7 protein-coding genes are annotated in these 18,119 nt (G+C 57.2%); 2 read left to right on the plus strand and 5 right to left on the minus strand.

Going from position 1 to position 18,119, the window contains the following annotated elements:
* Position 1: 1 nt before the first annotated feature.
* Positions 2 to 1,708, minus strand: a complete 1,707-nt coding sequence (locus ACYZT2_RS21645) for a ShlB/FhaC/HecB family hemolysin secretion/activation protein (RefSeq protein WP_461967193.1) — start codon at positions 1,706 to 1,708, stop codon at positions 2 to 4.
* A gap of 162 nt (positions 1,709 to 1,870) precedes the next feature.
* Here ACYZT2_RS21645 and ACYZT2_RS21650 point away from each other — a divergent pair, with 162 nt between their 5' ends.
* Positions 1,871 to 2,095 carry a hypothetical protein gene (locus tag ACYZT2_RS21650; RefSeq protein WP_461973212.1) on the plus strand — a complete coding sequence of 75 codons (225 nt, stop codon included), beginning with the start codon at positions 1,871 to 1,873 and terminating at the stop codon, positions 2,093 to 2,095.
* Between the two features lie 74 nt (positions 2,096 to 2,169).
* On the opposite strand, the gene ACYZT2_RS21655 is transcribed toward ACYZT2_RS21650, so the two are convergent.
* The 3 genes from ACYZT2_RS21655 to ACYZT2_RS21665 all read right to left on the minus strand — a co-directional run bounded on the left by ACYZT2_RS21655 (position 2,170) and on the right by ACYZT2_RS21665 (position 15,824).
* On the minus strand, positions 2,170 to 2,580 hold the full coding sequence (locus ACYZT2_RS21655) for a hypothetical protein (RefSeq protein ID WP_461967195.1): 411 nt from the start codon (positions 2,578 to 2,580) through the stop codon (positions 2,170 to 2,172).
* 108 nt (positions 2,581 to 2,688) lie between these two features.
* Positions 2,689 to 3,021, minus strand: coding sequence for a hypothetical protein (locus tag ACYZT2_RS21660; protein WP_461967197.1), 333 nt, complete (start codon positions 3,019 to 3,021; stop codon positions 2,689 to 2,691).
* Complete coding sequence (locus ACYZT2_RS21665; protein ID WP_461967199.1) at positions 3,018 to 15,824, minus strand: hemagglutinin repeat-containing protein; 12,807 nt, start codon at positions 15,822 to 15,824, stop codon at positions 3,018 to 3,020. Before ACYZT2_RS21665 ends, ACYZT2_RS21660 begins: the two co-directional genes overlap by 4 nt.
* 383 nt (positions 15,825 to 16,207) lie before the next feature.
* Between ACYZT2_RS21665 and ACYZT2_RS21670 the strand changes: the two genes are divergently transcribed.
* A complete protein-coding gene (locus ACYZT2_RS21670) occupies positions 16,208 to 16,486 on the plus strand; it encodes a hypothetical protein (RefSeq protein ID WP_461967201.1) in 279 nt (92 codons plus the stop codon).
* A 136-nt stretch (positions 16,487 to 16,622) separates the two neighbouring features.
* Here the strand turns inward: ACYZT2_RS21670 and ACYZT2_RS21675 are convergent, their stop codons facing one another.
* On the minus strand, positions 16,623 to 17,969 hold the full coding sequence (locus ACYZT2_RS21675; RefSeq protein WP_008153197.1) for a DEAD/DEAH box helicase: 1,347 nt from the start codon (positions 17,967 to 17,969) through the stop codon (positions 16,623 to 16,625).
* Positions 17,970 to 18,119 lie beyond the last annotated feature (150 nt).

An 18,119-nucleotide genomic window follows, 5' to 3' on the forward strand; every position in this document is an offset into this window, starting at 1 on the left:
ACTAGAGGAAGAAATCCACGCGGAAATAGATCGGCGCTTCACGCTCGGTCAGAGTGTCCGGGCGTTCCAGGGAATGAGCAAAGGTCAACCTGAAGCCCAGATGCGGCCCCGTTGCCGAAAACTCGAGTGCGTTGCCCGACAGACGCCCATGCTGCTCGCCGTTGTAGCGATCGTTGCGGATCACGCCCACGTCGTAACCCAGGCCGGTGCTGTATTCGGTGAAAAACGGCCGCATCCAGTCCAGAGTCACCGGATGGGTCCAGCTCAGGTCGTTGCGCCAGTAGCCGCCGCTGTCGCCGGACAAGGATTGATCCTTGTAACCACGAATCGACGATTGTCCGCCAAGGCTGGTGCGTTGCGAACTGAAGAGCACGTCTTCACTGCGTTGGCCGGTGAGCATGTTGCCTAACAGGAACGACTCGCCCCACAGTTTGAACGGGTGCAGGTAGCTGAGGGTCGCGGCGTATTTGCGGTAGCGTGCATCCGGCTCGCCCGGGCCGGGATGGCCGTTATCCTGAGCGCCAAAAGCGCCGATGCCCTCCTGCATACCCAGGTCGAAGTTTGCGTAAGCCCCGCCGATGCGCCGACCGTGGTTGACCCCTAACTGCGCTTCGCTGATGCGGTTGCTGCTCAAGTCGAGCTTGCTGTCTTCGATGTAGTTATTGGTGCCCAGCCAGGAAAGACCGGACGTCAGCGACGTCTTGCTTTGTGCGTCTCGGTAAATCACTCGTTCGGCGTGCAACTGATGGTTTTCACTGTCGCCGGTCTGCTTGAAGTTGTAGCCATTGGCGGCGATCTGCGAGCGGTACTCGGTGTGGTTGTATACGTAACTGAAGTTCCACCAGCCCCACGGCAAGGTGTAATTGAGCATTGCGCTGCCGGAGGTGTGCTGGTGATCGCTCATCGCATCGTGGCTGCCGCGCATGGACAACTGATCCGCCAGGCCCAGCGGGCTGTCCCAATCAAACGTTGTCCCCCACTGTTGCTCGCCGGTGCTGCGCTGGCCTTCATTGCTGCGGGACAACCCGGCACGCCAGGGCTTTTTCGGGGTGTTCTTGACCAGCACTTCACTGCCACCGACGTTCTTGCCCGGGGCCAACTCCATCTGCACCTGGTTCGATGGCAAGCGGTTCAGTTGATCGACCATCTGCTCGATTTCCCGCAGATTGACCAGATCACCGCTCTTGCCGGGAAAAGCCATACCCAATTCACGGTCCGACAGCTTGCCGCCCTCCGCGCCCTTCAACCCTTCGAGCCTGCCCTCGACCACCAGCACCTTCAAATGTCCGCCGGACAAATCCTGCTGCGGCAAGTAGGCGCGGCTGGTGACCAGGCCTTTCTCGATGTAGTGATCGGTGATGACTTTCAGCAACTCGTTGAGCTGCGTGACACCCAGGCACTGACCGATGTAAGGCTTGAGCAGACGATTTTTATCGCCGTCCGAGAGACTGTCGGCGCCTTTGAGCTCGATGTCCTTGATGGGGAAACAACGGGCATCGGCCGGGGCCGTCGGTGGCGTGGGTTTGGCTTCCTTGCCGGGTAATTCCTTGAGCTCTTCGAGACGCCGACGCTGCTCTTCGAGCAACCGATCCTGACGTTCGCGGATCAGATCGGTTTCACCGGGGGTGGGGGCGGCGTGAGCAAGATTCAGCGGAGAAAGGCACAGCAAAGCCAGGCACAACCTCGCCACGAGGGCGGGTGGGTACATGTTCGATCCCTCGAATGGAGAGTGATAGCAGAATGGTGGCGCGATATTAGATGGCCAGTATTCTGGCGTCAATGAATGGATCCGTTTGGGGGTGGGGGTCGATGGACAGTAGAGGGGCGTTGCGTTCGCCTTTTGCTTAGGCATTTCGTTGCATGAGGTGGCCTGCTGATCGACACCCAAGCTCCACTCGATGTTCTGCACGCCATGGCTGACTACCGCATCCGCACCGTTACTCAGGTGCTGGAAAACATCGCGTTTCGCGCTGAAATTGGTTGCGATACGGTGGTGCTTTCCGACTTTGCAAAACTGCTGGCCATACCGTTGCGCGATGGTTGTGATTTGATGGATGTGATTGGTAGGCGGTTGCGGGCGTTGGCTGCGGAGTGAATGAAAATGGGCGACCTGTTGGTTGCCCGTTTCCCGTTATGCGAACAAATAAATCTGATGCGTTTGGATTTTTTCTACGACAGTTTCACGGTGACTACTGTTTCCAAGGATTCAGGCAGTCCAAGGAAATACCTCCACTGCTCCAGTACCAGACGCCATTCCTGCAGGGTAAATTTACCCTCGGGTTGTCCGACCCAGTCGTCGTTGATCAGGATGTCGACCTGTACACCTGAAGCGTCCATGGTCAGCTCAACATCATTTCCCCCGCCCTTAACGGATATTTCCGAGCCATTTTCGATTGATGTAATGCAATGAAGCAGTCGGTCGCATCCCTGTTGGGTTTGAGCAATAGCGTCCAGCACAGAGCATATATACAGCTCATAGCGCTGGGCATTTTCTCCCGATGAAACCATCGCTGCCAGGTAAAGTACCTCCCCTGAAATAGCGTGATGCCCCCCGAATATATAGTAATACTTCAGTTCCATGCGTCTCCCCTGCTTCAAGGTTTATGGAACAAAAGGGACGGAACAAAAGGGGACCGATTTATTTTCTGGACAAGCCAGACAAATAAATCCGCCCCCCTTAGATCCCGCTTATTGCTCATAATCAAAATTTTCCGGTATTTCAGGCCACGACTTATCTCTTACAAGAGTGTCGATATCGTCATAAATATCTCTAAAAAAATTGGCCAAATCCATAAAGTCCACACGAGCATGCAATAGAGCCGCCTTCAACATAACTTCATCTTCGCTTTTTCTTGCAGACATTGCTTTTGCGATATTAAAAAGTCCTTTCCCCATTCTCTCGGCAAACTCGGAGTCCCAATTCAACTTGTAATCAGCCTCCCACACACCATCATCAAAGCTACCTTTTCTGTCCTGCACCAACTGAACAATAAAAACCTTCACCACATCTAAATCATTCATTTTAGTTTCCTGCCTGCCGCGATTGCCTTATCCGTTTTTTCAATATTTCTTGAACCATCCAGATTCAAAACAAACCTTACATCACCAAATTTATCAAAAACCTCCAAGTGATCCTTGTGCAGGTTATCCAAATATATTTGATCACCTTTCTTAATATTTTCCCCAATTTTTTCAGTCGCTTTAAATACCGTTTGCCCTTGATATCTTTTTGACGTTTTTCTAGTACCTTCCGACAGTTCACTGCCAAAACCAGGTTGTTTGAAAAAATCTTCCATTTTTTCAATTTTTGTAACCGTGGGCCTGCTTGGGGTTGTATCAGGGTCTGGTTGCCTGCCACTTCCTTTTGTGCTGACAGCCAGTACCCTGCTTGCCCCCCTTATACCAAGCGATTTAACCTCACCCAGCACAGCATCAATCAAAAACTCAGTAGCCACAACATACGGATCGCCTTTCAGAACGCTGTCGGCGTTCGACTTGGCGTCCTCATGCAACGTCTTCAAATACCCCGCAGGACGGTCGGTGAGCAGAGCCGCCAACTCGATCGCTTTTTCCTCTTTAAGCCGATCGACTTTGTCTTTTAATTCTGTCTGCTCGATCACCACATTAGCTGCCAAGCTGACCACGAGCTTCAGAGGCCCCATGATTGCCTGGATAGACAGCGAAATCGCCTGTATCTGCTCTGGATTGACATTGGTGGCAAGTTTCAACGCATTTACGAGCGGGAGGAGCATGGCCTCGCCCGTGTTACGAGGACCGTCAGTGATGACTACCTCTCCAAGATTAAACGTAGTGCCCGGTAGCCAGCCAGACTGAGTGCCACCGTTGCCATCTTGACCGTCATTGAGCACATGCAGCTTGCCATCGAAAGCCGCCGCTTGATTGGCAAAATCACCCAGTGCGTTCAGCACCTTCTCATCAAGGGACTCGAGCGTTTTTGGATCTGCACCTGCGCGCACAAGATTCTTGGTGATAGTAAGGGCACGCTCTTCGCCAAACATGTCCCGCACGTTTTTCGGCACATCGCTGCTATCGACGTGCTGTGCCTGGATTTCATTCCATTTGTCGGCAATGGCATCGAAGACTTGGGTGACCTGCTCCTTCTGGTTCTTGGGGAAATCAACGACGTTGTTCTTCCAGTCATTGACGGTTTTTACCGGATCCATGACCGCATCAATCGAAGAACTGCTTACATACAGATCCGTCCGATGTTCCTCATCCCGAGTCACCTCGTAAGCCTTGTTCACATCGCGGTTGAGCCCGGCCGTGGAGTCCTGCCCGGTTGCCTTGTCATGGCGCACGACAATCTCTCCCGCACCCACCGTGGCATTCAGCGTCTGCTCACGATCCTTGGTGTAGTTGTAACCCTCTACCGCCCAACTGTTCTTGTCCGGCGCTTCCATGCCTTTGTTGGGTTTGTCGGCTTGGGAGCCACCCTCCGCGCCGTAGCTACCACTGACATTCAGGTAGTAACCGTGCTCGTTGTCCTTGCCGGTAATATTGCGGAAACCCAGAGTATCGGTATCCAGCTTGAGATTGCCATTGTCGGCGGTCAGTACTGCGCCATCCAGCTGCGTGTGGCCTTCGGTGCGGATATCGACTTTGTTTTTGCCGTTGATCACCGTCTGGTTTTCGACCCAGTTGGTCTGGCCAGTGGTTTTGCCATACCCGACCGAGCCACTAACACCGTAAAACGAACCAGTGATGCTCAGGTCCAGTTCCTGCCCACGCACTTTTCCAGTATCCGGCACCGAGCTCACTGTTAGATTGCGACCCACATCACCAATGACTTCATCGCCACGCAATGTGGCGCCAGCGATCTTGGTGTCACGTCCACTTTCAAAGTCCAGCTTGTTGCCTGCGTACAGGTAGGCTTCCTGCTGCTTCACACCTTCACGGTTAAGATCGCCAATACCGATATTGGCGGAGCCATAGATGCCAAACCCGTCTTTGCCGAGGATGATGCCGCCCTCTGCTCCCCAGCTGCGGCGGTCGTTTTCACTGCTGTAAGCATTTTGTGTGGACAACACGTTCAGGTCGTTGCCGGCCTTGAGTTTGATATCCCGTTCGGCAGTCGCCTGAGTGGCGATCAGCGTCAGATCGTTTTTCGCGTCCAGATTGATGCTGCCACCGGCATTGAGTTGCGTCGCGGTAGAGGTGCCTTGACTCGACTCGCCCTGGTTGCCAGCATTACTGATACCTACACCCAGTTTGAACCCGCCGCTGGTGCCCCCCTTGATACCGCCCTTGCTTTGGGTCTGATTGTCTTCGCTGTTTTCGGCGCCGTGCGCTACATCGAAGGTGATGTTACGGCCAGAGACATTGATATCGCGCCCGGCATCGAACTGGCTGCCTTTCACGTTGACATCATTTTCAGCTTCAAGCGTGATGTCGCCACCGGCCGACAGACTGGATGGGCGATTGGTTATCGATGTTTGGGTGTGAGTCTGGCTAGTACTGGATGAGCCCAGATGACCATCAAACTTAGGCCCGCTGAAGAACTGATCAAGGGCATCGACTGACTTCAGAACGCTGGAACCCTTGCTGACCCCATCCTCACCGTTGCCAGTGCCTTTGAGGCTATCAACAGTGTTGCCGTAGTTGTAAGCGACGGTGGTGGTCGAGCCGGTACGTTTCACGCTGTCGCGAGTGGTGACGATGCTGGCTTCTTCCGCCGCATCAATATTGATGTTGTGACCGGCCTTGAGCTTGATGTTGTTTTCAGCCGCCAAGTCAGAGCCCTGCTGATTTACATCGCGACCAGCCGTTACCTTGAGGTTCCATCCGGCATCGATGGAACTGCCGGCGGCGGTATAACCGCTGCTGTCGACCCCGTGCTTGATGGTTTCATTGCCGACAAACGTGGTGTACCCGTTGTTATCGACGTTTTGCTTTAGTCCGGTGCTTTTATCGGTTTCCCAACTGTTGCTGCGCTGTTGATCGGTGGAGGCGACGACGTTGACATCACGCCCGGCATCCAGCTTCGCGTTGTTTCCGGCGCTGATGCCGCTGCCGATGACATTAATGTCACGGGCCGCATTCAGAATCGCGTCATTTCCGGCGTTGACCTGGCTGCCAACACTGTTGGAACTGACCACCTCGCGCCCTTCTTTGTGTGACGAGTTGACAGTAATGTCACCCCCGAAACTTGGCGTACCGACCGCCCAGCCGATAGCGTCCTTGAGCGTCAGACCCAGCTTTTTCTTGTACTCCTCGGCACGGCTGTAGGCCAGATCATCGGAGGACGACAGCGTGATGTCACCGGTTTTGTCCACCAGCCCGGCGTGCAGTTCGGCATCATTTTCGGCATTGACTTCACTGGCGTTCAACCGCACATCGCGCCCCGCCAGAATGACCGCATCGTGGCCTGCATCCAGTTCACTACCGATCTGGGTGACTGTGGTCTGCAACTGACTCTTGCCGCTGCTCGACATGCCGAACAGACCGGTTTTGGTTTTCTTGCTGTAGTCACCGGTTTCTTCGGTGGCAGACAGGATGGCGACGTCGTTGGTCGCGCCCACCACCAAATCGTTACCGGCCTTCAACTGACTGCCGATGATGGTGACGTTACGCCCACCATCGAGGCTGACCGCTCCGTCTTCATCTTTGGAACTATTGACGGTCAGATCGTGGCCGGCATCAATCACCGAGGCCACATTGGTGCTGTCGTAGCTTTCTTTTTGAGTGGTACTGCTGCGACCGAACGAGCCCGTTTTCTTCCTGTAGTAATAGGAAGAACTTTCGTCCTTTGCCGAAGCGACAGTGATGTCCTGCACCGCGTCGAGGCTGATGTCTTCCTGGGCCTTGATCCGGCTGGCGATGATGCCCAGGTCGTTGCCCGCATTTAGTGCAATATCCCGACCGGCATTCAATACGGAGGCTTGTTGCGTGGTGCTGTGGGTTTCCTGCGCTCGTTTTTTGCTGCGCGAGACGTAATCGCTCTCGTTGGCCGCAGAGGTGATGACGATGTCGTTACCGGCATCGACGCTGATATCACGTTTGGCGTCCAGGCGACTGGCAACGATGGCGACGTCACGATCAGCACTGATCGACAGATCCCGACCAGACGTCACCTCAGCAGCATGCTGGGTGATGGTCTGGTTGAGAAAATGGCTGCCACGCGCATTGGTGCTGCGATCCTGGACCGAGGTGATGTTGACGTCCCGACCGGCATCAAACTCAAGGTCCTGGCCACTCTTCATCACGCCGCCGATGTTGTTGATGTCACGACCGGCCTTGATGGTCAGATCATTGGCCGCTTCGATTCGCGCAGCACTGTCCAGGTAATCGCGATGGAGCAGACTTCCACCCCGGCGGACATCAACACCGGTCACGTCACGCTGGTTGATCACATCGCCATTGGTGGCAGTCAGCGTCACGTCACGACCGGAAATGATCCCGCCCGATTTGTTGACGATGTTGTTTCCCGCCTTCAGCGTCAGGCGATCACCCGCCTCGATCAAGCCGGTGTTGGTGAGGTCGTTGCCGGCTTCGGCCGAAAGGTTGTTAGTGGCGCGCAGGGTGCCGGCGTTGTTCAGGTCCTGGCCGGCGATCAGGGTCACGTCGCCGCCCTGGATCAATGCGCCATTGGGTGCCAGACGGTTGTTGGCCTGGGCCAGATAGAGCACCGGCACCAGGACTTTTTCACCGTTCACTACGTGCTCTTCGAGCCAGACGATGTCGTGGGTCAGGGCGGCAACTTGCTGGGAGGTCAGCGTCACACCCATGGACAAGTTCAGTTGGTCCTTGCTGGCGATGGCGTTGTTCATCAGGTACTTGAACATTGCTTCGTCGGAAGTCTGGCCGTCGATGAAGCGTTGGCCGGTGCGAGCGACGATCGATTGCTGGACCAGACGTTGCTCGAACAAGCCATCGCCCAGGCGTTTGGCGCTGGTGTCCGGGTTGTAGCCGAGGTTCGCCAACAGGTAGTCCGAACTCATGAACTGCTTGAGGTTGGTCAGTACCGGGTTGGTTTCGATCAGGTATTTGTGCGGGTTGGAGCGCACGCTGGTGTCAGGCAGCCCCTGCACACGCGGCACATTGAAGGAAGGGTTCCCGGGCAACAGCACACCGACCGGACCGTCACCGGCGGCGGCAGTGACGTTGATCTGAGCGGCTTTGTCGTTGAGATTCACCGACGGGCGACTGGCCAGGGCCAGCTCGCGATTTTTGACCGAGACCGGGTCGTTTTTGTCGAACTGGAGTTCGGTGGCTTGCCTGACAGGCATGCCGTCCGAGCGTTGCGTGGTACTGGCCGTAACCGAACCAATAGTCCAGCTCTGCCCGGGTACCATCGTTTGCTCGGTGCCGCCTTTGCCGCTAAGGCGGAACAGACCGTTATCGCCCGTTGGCAGGGTGAAACCGGGTAGCGTCAGCGGGTTGACCTGTTGTTGGGCCAGGTCCGGTGGCAACTGCGGATTCAAAAAAACCACGGTCGGTTTGGCGGAATTTTTGACCCCGGTGTCCGCCGTGTCCTTGGTAACTCCGCCAAAATTGGTGTAAGGGTTGAGGTTGCCGTTGTTGATCGTGGTTTTAGCGTTGATTTCTACCGTTTGCCCAGCCTGAACAATCGAGGGCACGCTGCCGCCGCCATTGGTGAAAATGCGGTCATCATTTTTCAGTTCACCGGCCAGAATAGGTGCAGGCACCGCGACTTCAGGCCCGATGCCGTATTTTGGGTTGATCTTGCTGGTTAATTGTTTGTTTAGACTCACATAGTCCCAATGAGTCCCACCCTTATCGGGCTCATGCCAACTTTCCGTGTAGTCATAAACATACTTGGAGTTTCTGTTTGCATAGTTCTCCAGATCCACAGTTATCCAACTGGGCCGGCGATCGGGAAGCCCACCGAGCTTGTAAATTCGCGAACGGGTGAAACTGCCCGACTGCAGCCCAAAGTTATCGAAGGTATCAACGTCGAGTTTGATGTTCTTGCCCGCCGAGATCAACGAAGCGGTGTTGGTGAAGGCCCCGACATTCCCGGTCAGATTTCCGGCCACAGTGAGCGACGCACGAGGTCCGCTGATCGAAGATTGCGACTCATAGCTTTCATTGACGTAGAAGGTGGCGGAACCATCAAACGTGATGTCGCCGGATATAAACTTTTCCTCGCCAATGACACCCTCGGTTTTATTGTTGAAGCTGTTGGCTGACAGTGAAAAATCACCGTCAACATTGATCGAGGCCGCCAGGTTGCTGACGGTATTGGCACGACCACCATCCCTTCCGGCAATCGTCAGATTTCCAATGCTGTAAACATCGCCAGTCTGGTTGGTGAAGTCATTGACCAGTAGGTTCATGTTGCCGCCGCTGAAAATCAGCCCGCGGTTGTTTACCAGGCTCGCGGTTTTAATCGTCAGATCCTGCGCAGCCCCCAACGTCCCGGTATTGCTCACTCCACCGGCGTTGATCGTCAAGCCGCCATTGGAAGTCAGCCGTCCGCCGGAGTTGCTCAGCAACCCACCGATGTTGAACGTGGTTTGTGCGCCACCGCCGATGCTTGCGGTGCTGGTCAAGCCGAGTTGCGCAGCCGTCAGCGTCAGATTGCCCAGGCTGCTCACGCGACCATTGCCGCCATAGTTCCCGCTCAACTGCACATCCAGGCTGCCATCACTGGCAATCAAACCATCATTGGTCCAGTTCACGCCCCGACCTTCGAGGTGGTTCGAAGCCAACAGTTGTCCGCTTGCGGTTTGCGCGAAGTTATTGACGTTGACCGTCAACCGTCCCGCCTGAATCACACTGCTGTTAATCCAGCTATCCGCATTCAACGTCAGCCCGCCACGCGTCACCAGCGAACCTCCAGCATTCATGACGTTAGCCGTCGAGATATCGAACTCACCCACGCCCACATGAGTCACGGTACCGCCCGAGTTCAAGAAGCTCGGCGTCGCGAGGGTCAGGTCAGTGTTGGCTGTTTCCACCAAACCATTGCGGTTATCGAACAGGCTACCGATCTGGAAATTGGTTTTCCCGCCGACGCCCAACGCTCGCAGTTTGCCCGTCTGGTTATCGACGCTGGCGGCACGCACGGCGAGGGTGGCTGCACTTTCGATCAAACCGCCGCGGTTGGTGAGATTGCTATCGAGAACGACGTCGATACCATCGCCGCTGATCTTGCCGGCGTTGTTGTTCAGCGCACCGCCAATAACCTTGATCAGGCCTTTTGCGTAGATCCCGCCGTTGCTGTTATCGATAGCGGCGTTGCCGGCGTTAAGCAGAATGTCGCCGGTGTTGGCGGCGATGCGTCCGCCGTCGCTGTAGATTCCGCCCAAGGCCTGAAGGTCTAGGCGATTGCCTTCGATCTTGCCGCCCTGGCCGTTGCGCAATACGCCCGTCAGGCGGGTCTGCAGCAAACCTTTGAGGCTCGACAGCACACCGGCGCGGCTGTCGAGGCTGGCGGCGGTGATGTTCAGTTCACCGTTCTGGGCGATGACCTTGCCGCCTTGGTTGTCGATGGCGCCGCCCTTCACGTCCAGGGTCAATGCCCCCAGGCTTTGCAGCGCGCCGCCGGCATTGTTGAGGGACGCGGCTTTGAGGTTGATGCCTGCGTCGCGACTGGAGATCAGGCCGCCGACGTCGTTGCGAATACTGCCGGTGGCGGTGAGGTCGAGCTGCCTATTGGCAGCCACTGTGCCCTCCTGGCTGTTATTCAGGTTTCCAGTCAACAGGCTCAACAACCCTTGGCTGAGTAGCTGGCCGCCCTGGTTATCGATGCTGCTGGAACGCTTGATCACCAGCGACCCCGTACTACCCAACGAGCCTTTGATGTTGGTCAGCGTACCGAGCAGATCGAGGGTGACGCTGTCTTCGCCGACCAGACTGCCGTTGCTGTTATCCAGGCTCGTACCGGTGAAGGTCAGGGCTTTGTTCGCAGTGACTGTCCCCGACGCGTTGTTCAAGGAGACCGCGCTGATAGCCAGTGTGCCGCTGCTTTCGATCAGGCCACCCGAGGTGTTGTTGATCGCGCCTTGAGTCATCGTCAGGGTCTGCTTGCCGCCGCTGGTGACGATGCCGTTGCTGTTGTCGAGACTGGCGGCAGTGATGGTCACCTCGCCTTTACCCGCCAGGCCGCCCTTGGCGTTGTTGATCAGCGCGCCGCTGAGGTCGATGTTCAGATTGCCGAGCAGGCTGGAGAGCGTGCCTTCCTGGCTGTTGTCGAGACTACCGCCGCTGACGGTGAGTTTGTTCCAACCGGAAACCAGGCCGCCCTGGTTATTCAGGCGGGTAACGTTGAGGGTCAATTGATCATTGCTGATCAGGTTGCCGCCGCGGTTGTCCAGCGTGTTGCCGGTCAGACTGAAGCTGTTGACGCTGGAGATTTCGCCTTTCTGGTTATTCAGGTCACGCAGGTGCGCAATGCTCAACACGCCCTTGGTGTTGATCAGGCCGTTCTGGTTATTCAGGTCGGCAGGTGCTGCCCCTAGATCGATGCTCAGGCCAGTGCCACCCAGCAGCGTACCGCCCAGGTTATCCAGCCCGTTGCTGTTGAGGGTGAGTTGTTGGGCGGCTTTGATCAGGCCTTTGTTCTGGTTGGTCAGCAGACCGTCGACGGTCACTTGCAGATCGCCATCGCTGAGCATTGTGCCGGTGCTGTTATCCAGACTGGCGGCGCGGACTTGCAATGCTGCGGCGGCGATTTTGCCTTTGACCGAGGTCAGCGCGTTGTCGATGTGCAGCGTGAGTCTCTGATTGCTGAGCAGTCGACCATCGCTGTTATCCAGTTGTTTGGCGACCAGGTCGAAGGCTTCCTCGCTGGAGATTTCACCGTTGCGGTTGTTCACGTCAGCAAGGTTTTTCAGCAGCAACTGGCCTGGTGCGCTGATGAAACCGTCTTGGTTATTCAGCGCGCCGCCGTTCACGTCCAGGCTCAAGGTGCCCTTGCTGAACAGTTTGCCGCCTTGCTGATCGAGGCCGCTGATGTTGGCAACCAGCGAGGTGGCCGCGCCGATGCTGCCGCCGGTGTTGGTGACTTGGCCGGCGCTCAGCTCCAGATTGTCGCCCGCATAAATACTGGCCTGGCTGTTATTGAGTGCGCCGGTGGTGATGCTCATGCCACCTTTGCTACTGATCGCACCTTTTTGCTGGTTATCCAGGCTGGTGCTAGTGAGGGTCAGTGTGGTGTCGGTCAGCAGTTTGCCGCCTTGGTTGCTGACCGCGCCTTTGCTATCGATTGTGAGCGCCTTGGCGCTGGAAATCGTGCCGCCGTTGTTGCTCAGGCTCTGGGCATCGATTGCCAGTTCGCCCTCGCTGACGAGGCTGCCCTGATTGTTGTCCAAGTCCGAAGTGAGGTTCACCGTGAGGTTGTTCAGCGTGGTCAGGCGACCGCTGTTTTCCAAGGTTTGCCCGGTCAGCGTCAGCCCGGCGTCGCCGGACAGCAGCCCTTTGTTGCGGTTGATGACCTTGCCTACGGTCAGTGCAAGGTTGCCACCGGCCAGGATGTAACCGGCGTCGCTGTTGTCGAGTTGTTGGCCGACCAGTGTCACATCAGCCTTGCTCGACAGTTCGCCGTTACGGTTATCGATGTCATCGACGGTCAGTTTCAGCGCTTTTGTGGCGCCTACCAAACCCTCCTGGCGGTTATCGAAGCTGGCGGCTTTTATGGTCAGCCCGTCATCGGCAATGACCACGCCGGCCTGGTTATCGAAAGCGTCGGTGACCGTGAGATCTACTTCGCCGCGACCACGGATTTCACCACTGGCGTTGTTCAGGCTGGCACTGCGACTGTCGAGGCCGGCGGAGGCGATCAACCCTTTGACGTTGCTCAGTGCACGGTCGATGACGAGGGTGAGTTTCTCGTTGCTCAGCAACTTGCCGCCATCGTTGTTCAGGCTTTTCGCAGTGAGGCTGTAGGCCTTGGCACCGGAGATTTCACCACCGCTGTTGTTCACCTCATTGAGGTTTTTCAACAGCAACAGACCCGGTGTATGGAGGTTGCCGCGCTGGTTGTTCAGCAGACCGTTGTTCAGGTCTAGGGTCAGGTCGCTGTTGCTGAACAGCTCGCCGTTGTCTTGATCCAGGCTGGTGACCGAGACGTTCAACTGTTGCTGACTGCCAATCTGGCCGGCGCTGTTATCCAAATGTTTGGCGGTGAGATCGAGCGTACCGTCAGTCGCCAGACTGCCGCCTTTGCTGTTGTTGAATTCGCCAGTGGTGACGGTGGATGCAGCCTTGGCGCTGATGACGCCCTTATCACCGTTGTCGAGGCTGCCGCTGACCAGCGTCAGGCCTTTTTGCGAGGCGATCAAACCGCCCTGGTTTTGCAGCGCAGCCGTCGTGGTGAGTTCCATGGCCTCGAGGCTGGACAGTTTGCCCAGTCGGTTGTCCAGAATGCCGGCGTTTAGCGTCAGCGTCCCTTCGCTGCTGATCAGGCCTTGCTGGTTGTCCATTACGTTGTCGAAGGTCAACACCAGGCTGTTCTGGCTGACAATTTTGCCGGCGACGTTGTTGAGCCCGATGCCGTTGAGCGTGCTCGCGCCTTTGCTGAAGATCAGACCTGCGGTCTGGTTGATGATCTGATCGACCTTCAGTGCCAGGGTCATGTCGGACAGCACTTTGCCGCCGTCGCTATTGTTCAGGCTCTTGCCGTTGACATGCATGTCGGTCTGACTGGACAACGAACCGCCGCGGTTGTCGACCTGATCGACGTTGACCGTCAGTGACTTGAGGGACGCGACGAGGCCGCCTTTCTGGTTGTCCAGGGTTTTGCCGGTGAGCTTCAGATTACCTTCGGCTACCAGTTCACCGCCCTGCTGACTGAGGGCGTCGATGTTCGCCTCGACATCGCCCTTGCCGGAGATCCGGCCGGCATCGTTAGCGACCTCCTTGGCCTTGAGGCTGATCAGGCCGCTGGCCGTCAGCAGACCACCGTTGCGGTTGTCCACCTTGTTGCCGTCAAAGGTCAGTGCAGCCTTGCTTTCGAGGCGTCCTTTGGCGCTGTTATCCAGCTCGGTGACCAGCAGCTTCAACGTCTGATCGGCACGAATCACGCCGTTGCGGTTGTCTGCGTTGTTGCTGCTGACCGTCAGTGTGTTGATCCCGGAAATCTTGCCTTCACGGTTGTCCAGGCGCGTGGCTTGCACATCCATCGCGCCGTTGGCCTGGATCAGCCCTTTGCTCTGGTTGTTTAGCAGACCACTGACGCGGGTCGTCAGTTGGCCTTCGCTGTTCAGTTTTCCTTGCTGACTGTTGTCGAGGTTTTGCGCACGGACTGTCAGAGCTTGTTTCGCCCCCAGGGTGCCGCCGATGTTATTGATGCCGCCACTGGCGGTGATGTCCAGCAGGCGACCGGCTGTCACAAGGCCGGCAACGTTATCCAGTGAGGTCAGGGTCAGGACAACGTCGGCGAGGCTGCTCAGTTCGCCGCTGGTGTTGTTCAGCCGGCCGATGTTGCCGGTGAGATGGCCGGTGCTGTTGATCACCCCCTTGGTGTTGAAAACCTGATTGGCCGTCACGCTCAGCGCGCCACTACTCAACACCCGACCGTTGTTCTGGTTATCCAACGTCCCGGCGGTGATGTTGGCGGTTTGTGCGGCGCTCAGCGTGCCGTTCTGGTTGCTCAGGGTCTGGCTGGTATTGACCGTCAGATTACGGCTGGCCACCACGCTCTTGCCGGTGTTGTTGAGGTTCTGCGCGCTGAGGCTCACATCCCCCGTGGCGTTGCGGCTGGTGTCGGCGTTGACCCCGGCTTCGATGATGCCGTTGTTGGTCAGCACTCCGCCGGCGCTCAGGGTGATGCTGTCCCGGGCGGCAAAGGTTTGCTGATTGGTCAGGTTGCCCTGGGTCTGCACGTTCAGCGCCGTGCCGGCGTAGACCGGGCCGCGCGCATCGAGGCTGACGGCTTTGATGTTGACTGCGCCGTTCGTGGCCGATGTCTGCGCCAGGCTGAGATGCCCATTGGCATCGAGCTGGATGTCGCCACCGCTGGCGATCAGTTTGCCATCGAGTTTCACCCCGACGCCGGCCTCGGTGCCCACCAGTTTGATCGCCCCGGCGTACATGCCGCCCAACGCCGAGGAATCGATGGCCAACCCTGGTTTGCCGCTGCCGTCATCGGCGCGGGCAGTGGCGTTGAGGCTGTCGGCGTTGACGTCGTTACGGCCGGCGACGATGGTCAGGTTCCTGGCCTGAATCTCGGCGTTGATCTTCGCGCTGCGGGTGATGATTTCGAAGCGGTCGACGTTGTTGGCATTCAGCCCGGCGCCGTCGATGGAAACGCTGCCCTGATCGACCTGAAAACGATCCAGACGACCGTTGTCCAGCACCGGTTTGCCGGTGGTCAACGTCACGCGTGGGGTGTTGATAAATCCACAACCGTTACAGCTGATGCCATAAGGGTTGGCCACGATCACCCGCGCCGACTGCCCCGCCACTTCGGTGTAACCGCGCAACTGGCTGGGGCTGCCGCCGACCACTTCGTTGAGGATGGTTTGTGCGGAGACTCGGTTGGTGAGGTTCGGGTTGCCGACGATGATGCCGCCCAGCTGCGTCGCGCCGGTCTGGTTGGCGACGTTGTTGAGGATCACGCCCTGAGTGCCGACGTTGTAATCGTGAAACTGGTTATGCGACAGGCCGCTGCCGTTGGGCGTGGCGATCTGGACGATCGGCACACCGTTGCCTGCCTGCCCGAGACTGGTGCCCGGCGAGGCCACCACAATCCCGTCGGCCTGCGCCCACATCGGCTGCCAGAACATGACGTTGGCCAACAGGAACGCCAAACCACGCTTGGGCATGCCCCAGAAGTGCTCGCGATTTTTGACCGCAGCAGAGGGCTGGCCAGCGAGGAAGGCGTAGTGGCGAACGTCCATGTCAAAAGGTCTCGTTTCGATCGGCAACAATGGAAGGGGCAATTCACAGACACGGCCGTCCCGACACGGCAAACGCTGGGGGCGTTTGCAGAGCGAATACGTCATAAGGGGGGTAAGTGCGCGCTTGGGTCAGAAGGTCCAAAGCGTGGCGTAAACGACCATTGCATCAGCGTGCAATTGGTCTGTTCGGTCCCTCGAAACGGCGAAGTGATATCAATGTGATGGCGCGATGTTAAGTTGCCATCATTCTGGCGTCAATAAGCCGTTCAGGATGTTTTTCGGCAAACGCTCTAGCTCGCGGGTTTGGGTCCACAGCCTGAACTTTCCGGGTGGAAAAACCCTCCACTCAATAACGCCGTGACATTGATCAATGAGGCCCACTCATGAAAACCACCCTGCTGAAACTGACCCTCGCCGCCACTCTCGCCTGTGCCCTCCCCGTTTGGGCCTGCCCGCCCGACGAAGCCACCGCCAAGCGCGAACAATTGGCCAGGGAAGTCGCCAAGATCACTGAGCAGAACCCGGCCAAGGCCAAGGAGATCAATGATGAGTTGCAGAAGATGGACCTGGAGACGGCCAGCAAGGATTTGCCGGACAAGTGCCAGTTGATTGATCAGCGTCTCAAGGAGTTGCAGTCGGCGGAGAAGAAAGCCGAGGGTTAAACGGCAAGATCAAAAGATCGCAGCCTTCGGCAGCTCCTACACGGGTTTGCGCGTGCAGCTGTAGGAGCTGCTGCGATTTTCAGACGTAAAAAAACCCGGACACTGTCCGGGTTTTTTATGGGAGCGCTACCGCGCTTTATTCAGCAGCCGGTGCTTCCGGCTTGCGGCGCTTGAGCGGGGCCATGCCGTCCTTGCTGACCAGCGATAGGGCGTCGGTCTTCGGGCGGTTGGCGATCTTGCGCTTGGTCGGAGCCTTGGCACCGGTTTTCTTCTTGTCGCCTTTGGCGTCGACTTTTTTCTTCTTCACGCCAACGGCTTTGCCCGAGGCCTTGACCTTTTTCGGTCCGCCGTAGGTGCCTTTGACTTCCTTGATGGTGCGGCGCTCGAAGCTCTGCTTGAGGTAGCGCTCGACGCTCGACATCAGGTTCCAGTCGCCATGGCAGATCAGCGAGATGGCCAGGCCATCATTGCCGGCGCGACCGGTGCGACCGATGCGGTGAACGTATTCGTCGCCGCTGCGCGGCATGTCGAAGTTGATCACCAGGTCCAGGCCTTCCACGTCCAGGCCACGGGCAGCGACGTCGGTGGCAACCAGGATTTTCACGCCGCCCTGCTTCAGGCGATCGATGGCCAGCTTGCGATCCTTCTGGTCTTTGTCACCGTGCAGCACGAACGCTTTGTATTCCTGCGCTACCAGGCGGCCGTAAATACGGTCGGCCATGGCCCGGGTGTTGGTGAACACGATGGCCTTCTGATAGGTCTCGTTGGCCAGCAGCCAGTTCACGATCTGTTCTTTGTGCTGATTGTGGTCGGCGGTGATGATCTGTTGACGAGTGGTGGCGTTCAGATCGCTGACGTTGTTCAGCTGCAAGTGTTCAGGGTTGTTCAGCACCTTGGCGACCATCTCGCGCAGGCCCGAACCGCCGGTGGTGGCGGAGAACAGCATGGTCTGCTGACGGTTGGTGCACTCTTCCACCAGACGCTGCACGTCTTCGGCAAAGCCCATGTCGAGCATGCGGTCGGCTTCGTCGAGCACCAGCACTTCGACTTCTTTGAGGTCGAGGTTGCCGGCGTTCAATTGCTCGATCATCCGGCCCGGCGTACCGATCAGGATGTCCGGCACCTTGCGCAGCATGGCGGCCTGGACCTTGAAGTCTTCACCGCCGGTGATCAGGCCGGACTTGATGAAGGTGAACTGAGCGAAGCGCTCGACTTCCTTGATGGTCTGCTGGGCCAGCTCGCGGGTCGGCAGCAGGATCAGGGTCTTGATGCTGACGCGGACTTTGGCCGGGCCGATCAAGCGGTTGAGGATCGGCAAAACGAATGCAGCGGTTTTGCCGCTACCGGTTTGCGCTGTCACCCGCAGGTCACGCCCCTGGAGCGCGAGCGGGATAGCCGCTGCTTGCACAGGCGTTGGCTCGACAAATTTAAGCTCGGCCACGGCTTTGAGCAGGCGTTCGTGCAGGGCGAATTGGGAAAACACGGGTGCTACCTCGAAGATATACAAAAAAACAGCTGCATAGGGTAACGGTTTCGAGCGCGAAGGCCGAGTTTCTTTATACAAACGGCTGCAAACAGTGGTTTTTTTGTTGCCTGTTTTGTCTCAAAACGTCATCCGGAACGTCTTAAATGC

This window comes from Pseudomonas sp. MDT1-85 (assembly GCF_054898065.1).

Coding starts and splice junctions, on each gene's coding strand:
- ACYZT2_RS21645 (WP_461967193.1), bottom strand. CDS start 1,708: ATGTACCCACCCGCCCTCGTGGCGAGGTTGTGCCTGGCTTTGCTGTGC.
- ACYZT2_RS21655 (WP_461967195.1), bottom strand. CDS start 2,580: ATGGAACTGAAGTATTACTATATATTCGGGGGGCATCACGCTATTTCA.
- ACYZT2_RS21660 (WP_461967197.1), bottom strand. CDS start 3,021: ATGAATGATTTAGATGTGGTGAAGGTTTTTATTGTTCAGTTGGTGCAG.
- ACYZT2_RS21665 (WP_461967199.1), bottom strand. CDS start 15,824: ATGGACGTTCGCCACTACGCCTTCCTCGCTGGCCAGCCCTCTGCTGCG.
- ACYZT2_RS21670 (WP_461967201.1), top strand. CDS start 16,208: ATGAAAACCACCCTGCTGAAACTGACCCTCGCCGCCACTCTCGCCTGT.